Source organism: Panacibacter ginsenosidivorans (assembly GCF_007971225.1).
GTDB lineage: Bacteria > Bacteroidota > Bacteroidia > Chitinophagales > Chitinophagaceae > Panacibacter > Panacibacter ginsenosidivorans.
In genome coordinates, this window is record NZ_CP042435.1 from 5,264,867 (window position 1) to 5,280,511 (window position 15,645).

General features: G+C 37.5%; 14 protein-coding genes. 5 read left to right on the plus strand and 9 right to left on the minus strand.

The window, feature by feature from the left end; translation table 11 throughout:
• Positions 1-71: 71 nt before the first annotated feature.
• On the minus strand, positions 72-1,904 hold the full coding sequence (locus FRZ67_RS22235) for a mechanosensitive ion channel family protein (protein WP_147192758.1): 1,833 nt from the start codon (positions 1,902-1,904) through the stop codon (positions 72-74).
• Positions 1,905-2,135: 231 nt separating this feature from the next.
• On the opposite strand from FRZ67_RS22235, the gene FRZ67_RS22240 reads away from it, so the two are divergent.
• Together FRZ67_RS22240 and cydB are read left to right on the plus strand one after the other, a co-directional pair.
• Entirely contained in the window at positions 2,136-3,530 is a 1,395-nt protein-coding gene (locus FRZ67_RS22240) for a cytochrome ubiquinol oxidase subunit I (protein WP_147192759.1), read from the plus strand.
• Between the two features lie 129 nt (positions 3,531-3,659).
• A complete protein-coding gene (gene cydB, locus FRZ67_RS22245; RefSeq protein WP_147192760.1) occupies positions 3,660-4,694 on the plus strand; it encodes a cytochrome d ubiquinol oxidase subunit II in 1,035 nt (344 codons plus the stop codon).
• A gap of 11 nt (positions 4,695-4,705) precedes the next feature.
• On the opposite strand, the gene FRZ67_RS22250 is transcribed toward cydB, so the two are convergent.
• Both FRZ67_RS22250 and trpS read right to left on the minus strand, forming a co-directional pair.
• Positions 4,706-5,341 (minus strand): deoxynucleoside kinase, encoded by a 636-nt coding sequence (locus tag FRZ67_RS22250; RefSeq protein ID WP_147192761.1) that lies wholly within the window; start codon positions 5,339-5,341, stop codon positions 4,706-4,708.
• 198 nt (positions 5,342-5,539) lie between these two features.
• Positions 5,540-6,541 carry a tryptophan--tRNA ligase gene (gene trpS / locus FRZ67_RS22255; protein WP_147192762.1) on the minus strand — a complete coding sequence of 334 codons (1,002 nt, stop codon included), beginning with the start codon at positions 6,539-6,541 and terminating at the stop codon, positions 5,540-5,542.
• Between the two features lie 241 nt (positions 6,542-6,782).
• Here trpS and guaA point away from each other — a divergent pair, with 241 nt between their 5' ends.
• The 3 genes from guaA to FRZ67_RS22270 all read left to right on the plus strand — a co-directional run bounded on the left by guaA (position 6,783) and on the right by FRZ67_RS22270 (position 10,539).
• The gene (guaA, locus tag FRZ67_RS22260) at positions 6,783-8,321 is read left to right on the plus strand and encodes a glutamine-hydrolyzing GMP synthase (RefSeq protein WP_147192763.1); all 1,539 of its coding nucleotides are present in this window, start codon (positions 6,783-6,785) and stop codon (positions 8,319-8,321) included.
• A 63-nt stretch (positions 8,322-8,384) separates the two neighbouring features.
• Positions 8,385-9,572 carry a hypothetical protein gene (locus FRZ67_RS22265; protein ID WP_147192764.1) on the plus strand — a complete coding sequence of 396 codons (1,188 nt, stop codon included), beginning with the start codon at positions 8,385-8,387 and terminating at the stop codon, positions 9,570-9,572.
• 247 nt (positions 9,573-9,819) lie between these two features.
• Positions 9,820-10,539 carry a hypothetical protein gene (locus tag FRZ67_RS22270; protein WP_147192765.1) on the plus strand — a complete coding sequence of 240 codons (720 nt, stop codon included), beginning with the start codon at positions 9,820-9,822 and terminating at the stop codon, positions 10,537-10,539.
• Positions 10,540-10,670: 131 nt separating this feature from the next.
• On the opposite strand, the gene FRZ67_RS22275 is transcribed toward FRZ67_RS22270, so the two are convergent.
• From FRZ67_RS22275 to lptE, 6 genes are all read right to left on the minus strand, one after another.
• A complete protein-coding gene (locus FRZ67_RS22275; RefSeq protein WP_147192766.1) occupies positions 10,671-11,558 on the minus strand; it encodes a DMT family transporter in 888 nt (295 codons plus the stop codon).
• 42 nt (positions 11,559-11,600) lie between these two features.
• Positions 11,601-12,395 carry a polyprenol monophosphomannose synthase gene (locus FRZ67_RS22280; protein ID WP_147192767.1) on the minus strand — a complete coding sequence of 265 codons (795 nt, stop codon included), beginning with the start codon at positions 12,393-12,395 and terminating at the stop codon, positions 11,601-11,603.
• Positions 12,396-12,488: 93 nt separating this feature from the next.
• Positions 12,489-13,259: a 3'-5' exonuclease gene (locus FRZ67_RS22285; protein WP_147192768.1), complete on the minus strand. Its 771-nt coding sequence runs from the start codon at positions 13,257-13,259 to the stop codon at positions 12,489-12,491.
• Between the two features lie 385 nt (positions 13,260-13,644).
• Positions 13,645-13,995, minus strand: a complete 351-nt coding sequence (gene secG / locus FRZ67_RS22290; protein ID WP_147192769.1) for a preprotein translocase subunit SecG — start codon at positions 13,993-13,995, stop codon at positions 13,645-13,647.
• Position 13,996: 1 nt separating this feature from the next.
• Positions 13,997-15,067, minus strand: coding sequence for a DUF8458 domain-containing protein (locus FRZ67_RS22295; protein ID WP_147192770.1), 1,071 nt, complete (start codon positions 15,065-15,067; stop codon positions 13,997-13,999).
• A 20-nt stretch (positions 15,068-15,087) separates the two neighbouring features.
• Positions 15,088-15,615 (minus strand): LPS assembly lipoprotein LptE, encoded by a 528-nt coding sequence (gene lptE, locus FRZ67_RS22300; RefSeq protein WP_225975443.1) that lies wholly within the window; start codon positions 15,613-15,615, stop codon positions 15,088-15,090.
• Between the last annotated feature and the right edge of the window lie 30 nt (positions 15,616-15,645).

A 15,645-nucleotide genomic window follows, 5' to 3' on the forward strand; every position in this document is an offset into this window, starting at 1 on the left:
CCTTACCTGTTTCAGTACAAGTGTGCGACGCAACGATGTTGAACAACATTACGAAAGCCGGGCTCAAAAAATTATTCTTTCTCTTTCTTAATATTGAAAGCTGGTGCTTTATAATCTTTGGATAAATAATCTGAAGGAATGGTTGTTTGATTACCATCACGCAGCGAACCATAATGCGGCGACATAATTTCTATACCTGCTTCATTAAAACAATCCTGTATGTTCTTGTGAAGCTCAGAATAGATAACAGCTTGGGCGTTGGCATCTTTAGTGTAAGCGTTGAGTTGGTAAGACACATAAAAATCATCAAGGCTTGTTTGCAAAACAAAAGGTGCAGGCTCTTTTTGAATAAGTGCTGTACGCAATGCAGCGTTGATGAGTGCCTGCTGTACATCTTTCCACGGTGCATCGTAACCAATGGTTACCGTAGTGTGCAAGATCAAACCCTTATCCAATGCATTTGCAGAATAGTTGATTGTATTGCTTGAAAGTACCGTAGAATTGGGAACAGTAATATCTTCATTTTTGATAGTGCGTATGCGAATGACAAGCGTTGTTTTTTCTATAACGTCTCCAACCACATCTCCGATCTTAACGCGGTCACCAATTTTAAAAGGCCGCATGTAAGTGATAACAAGCCCTGCGATAATATTATTGACAGCAGAGGAAGATCCCAATGATAATAACACACCCAAAAAAACAGATACACCCTGGAATGCAGGAGATTCGGACCCGGGTAAATAAGGGAAAATAATAACGAGCATGAATGCATACAATAAGAAGCGGATGATACCAAACGATGGCCTTGCAAATTCTTTATGAAACCCTGGCATGCTTATGTTACCTGCTTCAATCTCTGTTGTAAAATATCTTAACGCCCTTACCAGATAATGTGTAAAAAGATAAACAACAATAATAGTAAAAAGATCAGGCAGAAATGCAAGTATACTGCTGAGGATATTTTTAGCTGGTGTAAGTATCCAGTTGAGTAATGTATTTGTAATATCTTCTGTACCGGGAAAGATATAAAACAACAATGGTAGTGCCAGATAAAGTGCAAGAATGATAATTGCGATGCGAACAAAATTGGTAAACCTTATCACCAGCTTTTCATACTGTGCGGCATTGAGTAATTTTATTTTACGAAATGTGAGGCCATTTAAAAACTTGTCTGTGTTACTCCTGAAATAGTTGGCAACAAGATTAAAAAGTTTATTAATGAGATAAATAATAAAAGCAAGACCTACAAAAACCAGCACGATCATGCTTATACGTTTAAGCCAGTTGGCTACGCTGTTGGTTTCTTTCTCTTGTATAATTGACTGCTTTATTTTATTGAAATAATCGTCAGCCATTTTATCGGCAGGTATATTTTGCCACAAAGCATCGAGCTCTGTTATTGCCATTACAGGTAATTCATTACGGTAGGTGATTTCGTAATTGTTTTCATTCTTTGTAAGCAATAAGGAATCTGCTTTAAAAAAATCGTCTTCATATAATTGCTGAATACGTTTGGTAATAGTAGCGGCTCTTTCCTCAGCACTGAAAGAACTGCCACCAAGATACACGTTGAACAGTGTATCTCTAAATGGCGCTACAGGATGAGGTTTGGCAGTTTGTTTTAACACTTCCAGTTTGTGCAACTGGTCTGCATGTCTTGCAGAATCGTTTAATTCTATCTGCTTTAGTTTTTGCTCCAGTTCTTTTGTACGTTGAGCATCTCCCACTGCAGCATTGATCTCCTGTTGTATTTTTAAACGCAAAAGAGAATCAATCTCGCCTTGCTGTTGTTGTTGACGCAGTAACATTTCATTTAGATGCGTGCTATCTTTTGCGAGGCTGTCTGAATGCTGTGCATTAACTGAAAAAGAGATGAGTAATATAAATATTAAGATGTATTTCATAATGCAGTGGTTGGTATAAAGATAAAGGATTTGATGCAACACATATTTTCTGCACAAGTGTGCGACGCAACAAAAGCCCAATACATTCTTAAGCCTGGCTCATAAAAAATATATATGCAATTCATTCACTCCCTACCTTTGCAGCATGAAATTTAATTTCAGATATTTAATTATACATCATTAGAAAAGCGGGCTATATACCCGCTTTTTTTATTTGCTAAACCTGATGTTATGGATGTAGAAATTCTTTCAAGAATACAGTTTGCGTTCACTATTTCTTTTCATTACATCTACCCGCCATTAAGCATTGGGCTTGGCTTATGCATGGTTTTGATGGAAGGCCTGTACCTGCGCACGGGTAACGCGATGTATGAAGAAATGACAAAATTCTTCACCAAAATATTTGCACTTATTTTTGGCATTGGTGTGGCAACTGGTATTGTAATGGAATTTGAATTTGGTACCAACTGGGCCACCTATTCAAAATATGTGGGCGATGTATTTGGCAGTGCTCTTGCAGCAGAAGGCATTTTTGCATTTGCATTGGAGAGTGGTTTTCTGGGCGTATTATTATTTGGATGGAACCGTGTAAGCAAGGGCATGCATTTTTTTGCAACGATCATGGTTACGCTCGGTTCCATGTTCTCTGCAATATGGATCGTGGTGGCAAACAGCTGGCAGCAAACACCTGCAGGCTATCATATAGTAGGGCATGGGCTTGAAGCAAGAGCAGAGATCACTGATTTCTGGGCAATGGTATTCAATCCTTCATCAGTTGACAGGGTGCTGCATGTTTGGATCGGTGCTTTTCTTGCAGGTTCATTTCTTGTTATAAGCATCGCCTCTTATTACATTCTAAAGAACCGGTATGTTGAATTTGCTAAGAAAGCTTTTGGTATTGGATTAACAGTTGCGTTGTTATCTTCTTACGCACAATTCTTTGCAGGCAAAGCATCAGCAGAGATTGTTGCAAAATATCAACCCGTAAAGCTTGCGACTATAGAAGGTCACTTCGACAGCAGTGCAAGTGCCGACATGTATTTGTTTGGTTACATTGATACAAAAAATAAAACTACACATGGCGTTGCCATACCTGGCGGTTTGAGTTTTCTTACGCATTATGATTTCAATGCGCCGGTTGCAGGATTGAATGCATTTAAACCGCAAGACAGGCCACCAGCACTCAATATTGTTTTTCAATCTTATCACATTATGATCGCCATTGGCATGTTGCTGATTGCACTTACAACATTTGGTTTCATATTACTGAAGAAAAACAAGTTGTTCAATAAACGCTGGCTCATGCTTGTGTTTGCCTGGAGCGTGTTCTTGCCGCAGATCGCTAACCAGGTTGGGTGGTACACAGCAGAAACAGGCCGCCAGCCCTGGGTAGTTTATGGTTTATTGCGCACCAGCGATGCATTATCACAAGCTGTAACGGCTAACCAGGTTGTATTTTCGCTTATTTTGTTCACACTCGTTTATGCTTTGTTGTTTGCATTGTTTATCTTTTTATTAAACAGGAAAATACAACACGGCCCTGGTTATGAAAATGATGATGAAAGTGAAACGCACAGTCCGAGGCTTGAAGAAATGGCAGGAAGTTTTGGTGGTACCATCCCCTAAAAGGCAGTTAATATTTTTTTGGTAACGGGCTGTATTACTATTATTTGGCTTTTGTTGTGTCACTCACTTATACGCCTTGTTCTTTATTCGGCAATTAAAATCAAGCATCATAAATTATAAATCATCTCGATGGAAACTTTTCTCGGTATAGATTACAGCACCTGGTGGTTTCTGGTTGTTGGCGCAACTTTTACGGGGTATGCGATTCTGGATGGCTTTGATCTTGGTGCAGGAGCTATCCATTTATTCTTCAACAAAGAAGAAAGCAGAAGAATTGCACTTAATGCAATAGGCCCTGTATGGGATGGTAATGAAGTATGGCTTGTAATTGGTGGAGGAACTTTATTTGCAGGATTTCCCAAAGTATATGCCGCAGTGTTCTCAGCCTTTTATATTCCGTTCATGTTGTTTTTAATGGCGTTAATATTCCGCGCCATTTCTATAGAGTTCAGAAGTAAAGAACCCATGTTGTGGTGGCGGAAAATGTGGGATGTTAGTTATTGTATATCGAGTATTGTTGTAACGTTATCATTGGGTGTTGTATTAGGTAATGTGCTCATAGGTTTGCCCATTGATAAAGCAGGAAACTATATGGGCAGCACATTTGATTTTCTTAATCCATACGCATTGATGGTTGGCGTAACAACGCTTGCCTTATTCATGATGCATGGTGCTATTTACTTAGTAATGAAAACGGAAAAACGTTTATATACCAAACTCACCATCATTGTAAAGAATTCCACTATCTTTTTTGTGATCAGTGTTTTGCTGCTGAGTTTTTATACATTGTTGTATGTACCTCATTTGTCATTAAGGATAAAAGAAAATCCCTGGTTATTTTTTATTCCTGTGACAATGGTGTTGGCGGTTGCTAATATTGCCAGGAGAATTACACAACAACGATACCGGCAGGCATTTCTTTCATCTGCTGTTGTAATAAGTTTGTTACTGATATTAATAGCCGTAGAATTATATCCCAATCTTGTTTTGTCCAGCCTTGATGAAAAATATAACCTTACCGTGCTTAATGCCGCATCTTCTACAAAAAGTTTAAAAATCATGCTGATCGTTGCAGCTATTGGTGTGCCGTTGGTAGGAATTTATACAGGCTTTGTATATAAAACTTTTAAAGGTAAAGTGAAGTTAGATGAGATGAGCTATTAGGCTTAATCTTATTAAAATAATCCAAACAGCATTCCATCTATCTTAGTAATGATCTCTCCAAAGTCTTCTTCTTTATCAGCAAAATTATTTTTGTCAACATCAATGATCAAAAGCTGACCTTCTTTATAACTGTCGATCCATTTGTTATAGAGTTCATTTAGTTTCTTTAAATAATCAAGACGGATATTTTCTTCATATTCTCTGCCACGTTTTTGGATTTGACCAACTAAGGTGGGTACAGATGCTTTGAGATATATCAATAGATCCGGCGGCTGCACCATGGTTTTCAAAGTCTGGAAGAATTGAAAATAATTTTCAAAATCTCTTTTGCTCATCAAACCCATTTCATGCAGGTTGGGTGCAAAAATGTTGGCGTCTTCATAAATAGTTCTGTCCTGTATAATGGTTTCTGTGCCTCGTTGTATATCCAAAAGCTGGTTCAAACGGCTGTTCAAAAAATAGATCTGTAAGTTAAAACTCCAGCGGGGCATGTCTTCATAAAAATCCATCAGGTATGGATTATGATCAACATCTTCAAACTGGGGAATCCATTTATAGTGTTTGCTCAATAATTCTGTAAGGGTCGTTTTGCCGGCGCCTATATTGCCGGCCACTGCTACATGCTTTGGTTTTTTCAGCTTTGCCATGAAAGATATATGATTTGTATAACGGCCTTGTTAGAATTTTGAAGATAAAGTTTCGCTGCACATATCAGGCATATTCTGCGAAATTTATTTTCAATTTAATGTTTTATGCTGCATAATGAACAAAATGCACAAGTGTGCGACGCAACGATGTTTAATAGTAGTAACAAGGCCGGGCTCATGCCATTAAATTGTCCGCTATTAACCAGTGTAATTAACACCCATTGCCTTTCTTACTAATTGCAGCGTTGCATCTGCACTGGCCCTTGCCTTTTCTTTTCCACGCAATATTACTCTTGTGATCTCTTCTTTGTTGTTTTCAATGGCTTTGGCTCTTTCACGTATCGGCCCCATAAACCGTACCATATCTTCAGCAAGTTGCTTTTTCATATCACCGTAACGAATCACACAGTTATTAAAATCAGCTTCGAATTTTGCCACGGTGTCTTCACTGCTCACCAGTTTCATAAGACCGAAAACATTTTCAATATAATCTGGTTTAACTGAATGCAGTTCTGTTGGACCGCTGTCTGTTTTTGCTTTCATGATCTTCTTACGGATCAGTTCATCATCATCAGCAAGATATAATGTAGCCATCTGGTTAGCGCTCTTACTCATCTTTCCTGTTCCATCCAAACTCATGATCTTAATAAGGCCACCGCCATAACTAAATGCTTGTGGCAACGGAAAAATTTCACCATACCTGTGATTGAAGCGTTCTGCAAAATTCCTCGTCATTTCAATATGCTGCTCCTGGTCTTTGCCCACCGGCACTTTCAAGGCACGGTGAATTAAAATATCTGCGGCCTGTAACACAGGATAGGTAAGCAATCCGGCATTTACATTATTGGGATGTTGCCTTACTTTATCTTTAAACGTAGCTGTTTTTTCAAGCTCGCCTTTATAGGCCATCATGTTCAGGTAAAGGTATAGTTCAGCAATTTCGGGCACATCGCTTTGCACATACAACACACATTTTTCGGGGTCAAGACCTACTGCAAGCAATTCGCCCATCAGGCGGTAAACATTGCTTTGTAATTCTTTCGTGTCGGGATGTGTGGTAAGGCTATGCCAGTCTACTACGCAGATATAACAATCGTATTCTTCCTGCATACGCACCCAATCACGCATGGCGCCAAAATAATTGCCCAGGTGCACAAAACCCGTGGGCCTTATCCCACTTAAAACGGTCTCTTTTTTCATAAGCGGCGAAGATAAGGAGAGTTTATAGTTTGTAATTTTTTTATGAGCCCGTCTGTATTAATACTATTAAGCATTGTTGCGTCGCACACTTCAGGGCTTTGTTCATTTGTAGACATGAAAATAACAAGTCTGCACAGATGTGCATTCCATTTTACGCCCACTTTTTAAAATTCATTTACCTTCGCAGCAATTTTTAAAATCAGGTGCACAGCACAGCTTTGTTTCAATACGCTCACAAATTATGACTGAAAAAATACTCATTCTCGATTTCGGAAGCCAATATACCCAGTTAATTGCCCGTGCTGTAAGAGAAGCCAATGTGTATTGCGAGATCATTCCTTACCACAAAAAATTTGAAGCAGACAGTTCTCTAAAAGGTATCATTTTGAGTGGCTCTCCGTTTAGTGTCAATGAAGAAAATGCACCATCTGTTGATGTGGCTGAATTTATAAATAAATTGCCTGTATTAGGTATTTGTTATGGCGCACAGCTTACTGCCAAAGCTTTTGGTGGCAGGGTTGATAAGTCAAACAAACGTGAATTCGGCAGGGCTAAACTGGTAAAAAGCAAGGAAGATATTTTATTGCAAAACGTGGTTGACCATTCGCAGGTATGGATGAGCCACAGCGATTCCATAACGCAATTGCCAGAAGGGTTTGAACTGCTGGCAACGACTGACAGCATTCCTATTGCTGCATTCAGAAAACATCAGAATGGCAGCGCTAAAGCTTTATATGGTATACAATTCCATCCTGAAGTTTATCATTCCACAGAAGGTAAAAAGATCCTTCATAATTTCCTCGTTAATATCTGTGGCTGTTCGCAAAACTGGACGCCGGCTTCTTTTGTTCAGGAAACAGTTGCACAACTTAAACAACAGATCGGTGATGCACATGTGATCATGGCTTTAAGTGGTGGTGTGGATAGTACTGTTGCTGCAACATTGATCAGCAAAGCAATTGGCAGCCGGTTGCATGGCATTTTTGTAAACAACGGTGTACTTAGAAAAAATGAATTCGAGAAAGTATTAGAAACTTATAAGCAACTCGACCTGAATGTAAAAGGCGTTGATGCATCAAAAACATTTTATGATGCACTGGCAGGTAAAACAGATCCGGAAGCAAAACGTAAAGTAATTGGTAAATTATTTATAGATGTTTTCCAGGAAGAATCTCAAAAACTAAACTATATTAGATTTTTAGGCCAAGGTACCATCTATCCTGACGTTATAGAAAGTATAAGTGTGCATGGCCCTTCAGTTACTATCAAATCTCATCATAATGTTGGTGGATTACCGGATACAATGCATTTGAGTTTGATTGAACCTTTGCGTTTTCTTTTTAAAGATGAAGTAAGAAAAGTTGGTCTTGAATTAGGCATTCCTTCCGATATGATCAATCGCCATCCTTTCCCTGGCCCGGGGCTTGCTATCCGAATTTTGGGAGAAGTAACCGAAGAAAAAGCTAAATTACTACAGGACGCAGATGATGTTTACGTTAAAGCACTTAAAAGTCATGATCTTTATAATAAAGTTTGGCAGGCAGGTGCAATATTACTGCCTGTAAAAAGTGTTGGTGTAATGGGCGATGAAAGAACATACGAATACACTGTTGCATTGCGTGCTGTAACTTCTGTAGATGGTATGACGGCAGACTGGGCACATTTACCTTATGAATTCCTGGCGCATGTTTCAAACGAGATCATTAATAATGTGCGTGGTATAAACCGTGTGGTGTATGATATCAGCAGCAAACCACCTGCAACCATTGAGTGGGAATAAGGCTCAGAAATCTGGCAATATTATTGCCTGTTAGTAGTACTAAAAAATACCCGGATTGCTACGATGAATAAATTAAGATTATTTCTCTTACAGATACTTTTATTTGTTTGTGTATTTGCCTGTACCATTAAAAATGTGGAAGCACAATCTTCTGACACGCCGCTTCGTATAGCAATATTGGCACCTTTGTATATTGACTCTGCATTCGATAATAATGTTTACAAGCTTAGTAATACCAACATGCCGAAATATATTTTGCAGGGTCTTGATTTTTATAACGGCGTAATGTTGGCAATTGATTCTTTGAAAAAAGAAGGACAGGAATTAGATGTTTGGATCTATGATACTAAAAAGAAAGACCGCACTACAGATGCATTGGCTAATGAAATAGCCCCACTTCATTTTTCACTTATTATTGCGGATTTTTCTAATCTCACAGAACAAAAAAGATTTTCAGAATTTTCTTTCACTAATAATATTCCATTGGTTTCTGCAACATATCCAAATGATGCTTACGTAACGGGTAACCCTTTTTTCATCATGCTTAATTCAACGTTGAAAACGCATGTGGAAGGTTTGTATAAATACCTGCAACGTACTTACCCGGTTGGAAAGTTTTTATATGTAACACGCAAAGGAAGTATGGAAGAAAAGATAATGAGTATGTATGCAGATGCGGGAAAGAAAACCTACCCAATTAAATACAAAACAGTTGAATTGCCCGATGATTTTACAGAAGACCAGTTGCTTCCATTACTTGACAGTAACCAACAAAATGTTGTTATTTGCGGCAGCCTTGATGAGAACTTCAGCACCAACCTAATAAGAACACTTGATCAATCTGTTACTTTCCCGGTAACACTTGCCGGATCACCAACATGGGATGGTTTAAGAGCTGTGCTAAGAACGGAAAATGAAAATATTTCCATTGTTTATTCTACACCTTTCAACTATACAGGAACAGATAATGTTATTTCAAATCTCAGAAGCCAGTATAAACAAAAATTAAATGCACGCCCAAGCGATATGGCTTTTAAAGGTTTTGAAAGCATGTATTACTTCAGCAGGTTATTGCTGAAATACAATAACGACATGCTTAATAATTTATCTGACACAAAATTTAAGATTGCCAATAGTTTTATGCTGCAGCCTGTAAAACTTGTTGATAATGCACAGGTGCCGGATTATATTGAAAACAAGAAACTATATTTTATTACAAGATCACTGGGTAAGATCACTTCTGTAAATTAATCGGCACTGTATTTTTTTGAGCCGGACTTTTAGTACATGTATTTATCTCTGTTGCGTCGCACACTTCAGCGTTCTATATACTGATCAACTTTAACACAGTTGTTATTTATATTCCAGTCAATATTATTGGTTAAAAATCTTTTAAACATCTCTTTCAGAGATGTAAGAAAATATTAAAAGCTTCTAAATCGTTTTAATCATATAGTTCTTTTTTGTAAATTCCATTTGTATCAAATCTGAGATCATTATGAAATCCTTATCAGAAACCTGGTTTGCAGACGGCTATATAGATTTTGAGCTGAAGAAATATACTTTGCTTGCTTACCTGCAGGAAGTAAATAGATACTTTAATGAGAATAAATTATATCCGCAACTTGCAGATATAATTTTTCATTATAACAATCTTGTATCATTCAGGGAGAATAAAAAATACCTGCAGGAACATTTCCCCAAAAAATTTACAGGCGTTCAATTACAGAAGCTGCAATTATTGTATGAACAGATGATAGAAGATGATGAATTAATGTCTGAATTGGAAGATATTATTCAATATGCTGTTGCGCAAATGCATGTTACCATTAGCAATGGTGCAGAGATATATGAATTTGTAGAAGATAAAATAACAATAAATCCGGTAGGCATTGTACCACTTGAACAAAATGAAGGTTACTTCTTTTTAAGCAAAGCTGATACGAGAGACACAAGCGTTTATTATTACAGGCTTAGCATATTTGAGAAACATGATGAAAAATACAGGAGCATAAAAACAGAATTTATTAATAACTGGCATAGAACCATTGCAAATACTTATGAGCATATAAAGAGTGATCTTATTCGCAACAGGAATATGCTTTCAAATCCTGCTGTATATGCAATAGAATCTGAATTGGTTTACCCTGTGGAAGAAACATTATTACCAATTGCAAAACGAAGTTTGGTAAGGTACTTAACTGAAAATGCTGCATAGATATAAAATGCAGCAATAATGTTGATCAGTTAACCTGTTTACATATTGTACAGCAAACAACAGAACCTTGAAGAGTGCGACGCAACAAAAGCCTCATAGTAGTAATGTGTTTGGCTCAAAAAATAAATCTTCTATTCAAAGGGCATTATTGCCCTTTTTTCTTTTACTAATCTTCTCATCTGCAATAATACAGCAATAAGAATGAGGGCGAAACCAATATAGAAATAATTACTGAGGTATTTGTTCTCGCTGAACACTGCGAACGCAAGTATGATTCCATAAATAGGTTCAAGCGTTAATGTAAGATTGATGGTGAATGCGCTTAGATGCCTCAATGCTTTTATATATAGAAGAAACGTGAGTACTGTGCAGAAAATACCAAGTATCAAAAGCCACAGCCAGTCTAACTTTTGGGGGTATTGAATATCTGAATGAAACAGCAAATCATAAAATGGCATAAGGATCGTCAAGCCAACAAAGCCACCTGTTAACTGGTATAAAGTAATTGATTGCGGCGTGTAACCGGATACAATTTTTTTATTCAAAACGGAAACAACAACAGTTGCAAGTGATGACAACAGCCCGATATAAATGCCTATAGAAAATTGCAGGTTAGAAAAGTAAATAATAATAATACCGGCCAATGCAAAGCTGCCTAATAAAATCTCTGTAATGTTTATACGTCTTCGGAAAAAAAGAGGTTCAATTATAGCAGATAACAATCCAGTAGTTGCAAGACAAGTAAGCGCAATGGATACATTACTGTATTTAATACTTCCATAAAAGAGCAGCCAGTGAATCGAAAGTATGGTGCCGATAGAACCAATCTTCAAAAAATCGCGTAAACTTATTCTTTGAATTTGTTTGCTGAAAAAAAAATATAGCCACAAAGCAATTGCGGTAATGAGCATGCGCCACCATACAAGCCAACCTTCATTTAGTGAAATGAGTCTTCCCAATATTCCGGTAAAGCCCCACAGAAAAACTGCAATATGTAAACGTATTATAGCAAGTTTCATGGTCTGTGCATAAAGATCATGAAAAGTATAGATGCAAGCGATTTATTTGCTTTGTGCAGCAATATCATCTGTATGTAGAGATTTTGTTTTGCCATTAGTGGCATCAACTTTTTTACGGTAGTTCTTGAACATACTGTTCCATTGAATTTTCAACACACCTAGCACACCTTCTTTCAAAATGCCTTTGCTCATTTTGCTAACACCAACCCGGCGGTCAACAAAAACAATAGGCACTTCTTTTATTTTAAAGCCAAGTTTCCATGCGGCAAATTTCATTTCTATCTGGAAAGCATAGCCAACAAATCTTATAGCATCAAGGTTAATGGTTTCAAGTACTCTTTTGGTGTAACACATGAAGCCTGCTGTAGGGTCTTTCACAGGCATCCAGGTTATTAGTCTTGTATACAGCGAACCTCCTCTTGAGTAAAGATGACGATCGAAAGGCCAGTTCTCAATTTTACCTCCGGGTACATAACGGCTCCCGATCGATAGATCTGCGCCATCATATTTACATGCTTCATATAATCTTTCAAGATCTGCAGGGTTATGTGAAAAATCTGCATCCATTTCAAAAATATATGCATAACCTTTTTCAACAGCCCATCTGAAACCATGAATATAAGCTGTGCCCAAACCTTGTTTACCTTTTCGTTCTTCTAAAAATAATTGGGAGGGATAAGTTGTAAAAAGCTCCTTTACTATCGCAGCAGTACCATCAGGTGAATTATCATCGATCACCAGCACATGATAACCCTGGTTCAATGAAAATACAGCGTGCAGTATGCCAGCAATGTTTTCTTTTTCATTGTAAGTAGGTATAATAACTAATTTCTCCAATGGGGATGTTTGTTTGTTTCCGGATGCCGAAAATACAATATTATCAGGTTAAGTATTGACCGACGATATAATCTGAATCAAATAAGCTTTTACTTATGCTTTTTTTAACAGGGTTCTGTTTAGTATCTCGGTAAGTTTTTGTTTTGTGTTCATGGCAAAATCACCTTTCATCATCCAATCGTAATACTGGGGTTCTGCTTTTAAAACTTCAGTAACCGCTTTACCTTTATGTTTACCAAAATTGAATATTTCAATGCCGTTTACTTTTATAAAGCGGCGTGCAAAATCTACTATATCATCTTCACCTGTAAATTTCACTATACTTTCTACTGTTGTGCCAATATTAGGATAACGTTCAACCTGTGCCAGCAATATTTCCCACGTGGCTTGTGCATCTACTTCTGCACTGTGTGCCCCATCCAAAGCTTTATTACAATAAAATTTATAAGCAGCACTTAACGTGCGCTGTTCCATCTGGTGAAATATCTTTTGCACATCCACCATCTTTCTGCCATCTGTAGAAAAATCAAGACCTGCACGTGAAAATTCTTCTATTAACATTGGTATATCAAAACGATTACTGTTGTAACCACCCATGTCACAGTTTTCAATAAATTGTTTTACTTCATTGGCCACTTGTTTAAATGTTGGTGCATCTTTTACCATTTCATCTGTAATGCCATGCACATCGCTTGATGCCTGTGGTATTGGCATCTGTGGGTTAATCAGCTTCCTTTTTACAAGCCTGCTGCCATCGGGAAGTATTTTTACGATCGCAATTTCAACGATCTTATCTGTACCAATATTTATACCTGTTGTTTCAAGATCAATAAAAGCAATAGGGCGTTGTAACTCAAGTTTCATCAGATGCTTTTTATACTATTATTTAGTTTGTTGTAAACGCCAAAGGTAAGGCTTAGGATTGTCTGCCATGCACAATTTCAAGAATTGTTTACTGGCGTAATTAATATAAAATTCAGATAAGTGAAAAAAAATTATGTACCCGTCTGTAAAACTTTTATGATGCTTTTGTTGCGTCGCACTCTTGTACTGTTGTGCGTGAATCGGCAATCGTGAATCGTCAATATAACCGCTTATTCATTCACGATTCACTTCTCACGATTGACGATAAAAGCTCCGAACGTACAAGTGAGTGACACAAGCGGCGATGCTATGAAAAACTGCAGCTTGTAAATAAAAACCCCGCTTTTACAAGCAGGGATTAAATATTAGTCAGGAATAGTAAGTCTTATTTTTTTGTGGAATCGAAGGGAACCGCGTTCTGCTGTGTAGCACCAGGTGTTGTTGCAGGTGCTGTAGTGCTGCCGGATGTTTTCAGGTTTTTGATAACATCAGAACCTGGTGTGCTACTGCTGCCTGAAAAAAATAAAGTAGAGGTAATGCATAAAATACCAACGATACCTGCAAAAAGCCAGGTACCTTTTTCAAGTACATCATTGGTTTGTTTTACACCCATTATCTGGTTACCAAAACCACCAAAGGTACCTGATAAACCGCCACCTTTTGGATTTTGGATCAATACAATAATACCTAAAAGCGCACTGGCCAATATCATCAGAATAAAAAAGAGAATAGTCATTTTATTTACTGTTTAGATCTTCTATTTTGGCCGCAAAGTAAGTGGATTTGGCCGGATTCAAAAAACTTAATTTTTTATATAACTGGATGGCTTTTTCTGTTTTGCCCTGTTTTGTAAGTACTTCAGCCATGGCTTCTGTAACAATATCTTTGGTTTCGTTAGAAGTTTGTGCAATGGTTTCGATCATTTGTTCTGTTTCCGCGTCGGTGCCAAGATCTGTGGGTTGTACATTTGCGCCTTTCATTTGCTTTAACCAGTCAGTAAATTTTCTAACCCGTGATGAAAGTTTATCCTGCCCATCTGCACGAATTCCCTGCGATGCGAAATAATCTATCGTATGATATGGACTCGATTTAATGGGTAGCTGATCGTTTTCAGTTACAGGTTTTTTGAACTCTGAAAGATGCTGCTCAATAAGGCTTGACAATTTCAATTTTTGCGTATCGTCCGCAATTTCATTTTCATAATCATCAATAGGAAGATCATCTTCGTTTACTTCCGGTTGATTTGTTTCTTCTATTTCAATGTTATGTTCAACAGATTGGGTAGAGATTTCAGTTATTTCTGAAGGCACATCAGAAGGTGCAACAGAAATATTTTCTTCTGTTGATTGAAATACTTCTTTTGTTTCCTCAATATGTTCATTTATTGTTGCCGGCTCATTAATTGTTTCTGAAGAAGTGTCTTCTATGGTTTCAGGTAATTCATTTTCCATTTCAACATGCGCTGCTGTTGTTTCTTCTATTAATGCATCAGGTTCCTGTTCCTGTACAGGTTCATATTCCTCAGTAATAAATGTTTCTGTATCTGCATCTGTTGTATTTTCCTGTAAGGTTTCTTCAATAAGCAAATAATTAAGCCAATACGGATTATTAAAATAAAGGGAGGCTTTTTGCAATTGCTCTTCCACGCCGTTACCATTACTGTCTTTTAGTTTTTTTGCCAGCAGGAATTGAGCAGGCCCAAAATAGGGATACTTTGAAGCAATGGCTTCTATATCTCTTCTTGTAATGTTTGAGAGATCGGTTTGGCCAAACAATTGCTGAATGATATTTTTACCTGCTTCGTTCATTTGGTGAAAATACAATTCTACTACCAGTTAGAAAAAAGACGGTTAAAAATTTCGTCGGTTACATTTTTCACAATGTCATCAAATAATTGCGCTTCAGCCTGTGAAAGGGTAAGACCGGCAGAGAAATCAAAATCGCGGCTTACATCGTATTCGGTTGTTTTATTATCAAGTGCGCTGAATAATGACATGTGCACACCAACAGTTAACCTGTTTGCGGATGCCTGCTGACTACTAATGGCTGCAGTACTAACATTGTAGCTGCTTATATAGCCGCTGATGATATAATCTGCATTATCTGTCGTTACTAAAGTGCGCCTGGTAAGGTTAGAGATCTTTTGCTGTAACTGATCGGTAAGTCTTGGGCTTAGTTGTGGATTTTTATACGGTGCCCTGTTCTCTATAAAATTTACTTTGATCGTTTTTACTTCTGGTGGTATTGAAACATCTTTAAATGTATAAGGACCGCAGGCAGAAAATAAAAGAACAGTGGCCATAAATAAAGCTGCCGTTATAATATTTCTTTTGAAGCGCTGTGATCTGTAAGGCATATATATCATGTGTTGAAGTTATTGTTAACG

Bases quoted from the DNA above. Each gene is read 5' to 3' on its own strand.
- cydB (WP_147192760.1), top strand. From the start codon at position 3,660: ATGGAAACTTTTCTCGGTATAGATTACAGCACCTGGTGGTTTCTGGTT.
- FRZ67_RS22250 (WP_147192761.1), bottom strand. From the start codon at position 5,341: ATGGCAAAGCTGAAAAAACCAAAGCATGTAGCAGTGGCCGGCAATATA.
- secG (WP_147192769.1), bottom strand. From the start codon at position 13,995: ATGACTATTCTCTTTTTTATTCTGATGATATTGGCCAGTGCGCTTTTA.
- FRZ67_RS22285 (WP_147192768.1), bottom strand. From the start codon at position 13,259: ATGAAACTTGAGTTACAACGCCCTATTGCTTTTATTGATCTTGAAACA.
- FRZ67_RS22240 (WP_147192759.1), top strand. From the start codon at position 2,136: ATGGATGTAGAAATTCTTTCAAGAATACAGTTTGCGTTCACTATTTCT.
- FRZ67_RS22235 (WP_147192758.1), bottom strand. From the start codon at position 1,904: ATGAAATACATCTTAATATTTATATTACTCATCTCTTTTTCAGTTAAT.
- FRZ67_RS22270 (WP_147192765.1), top strand. From the start codon at position 9,820: ATGAAATCCTTATCAGAAACCTGGTTTGCAGACGGCTATATAGATTTT.
- FRZ67_RS22295 (WP_147192770.1), bottom strand. From the start codon at position 15,067: ATGAACGAAGCAGGTAAAAATATCATTCAGCAATTGTTTGGCCAAACC.
- FRZ67_RS22265 (WP_147192764.1), top strand. From the start codon at position 8,385: ATGAATAAATTAAGATTATTTCTCTTACAGATACTTTTATTTGTTTGT.
- guaA (WP_147192763.1), top strand. From the start codon at position 6,783: ATGACTGAAAAAATACTCATTCTCGATTTCGGAAGCCAATATACCCAG.
- lptE (WP_225975443.1), bottom strand. From the start codon at position 15,615: ATGCCTTACAGATCACAGCGCTTCAAAAGAAATATTATAACGGCAGCT.
- trpS (WP_147192762.1), bottom strand. From the start codon at position 6,541: ATGAAAAAAGAGACCGTTTTAAGTGGGATAAGGCCCACGGGTTTTGTG.
- FRZ67_RS22275 (WP_147192766.1), bottom strand. From the start codon at position 11,558: ATGAAACTTGCTATAATACGTTTACATATTGCAGTTTTTCTGTGGGGC.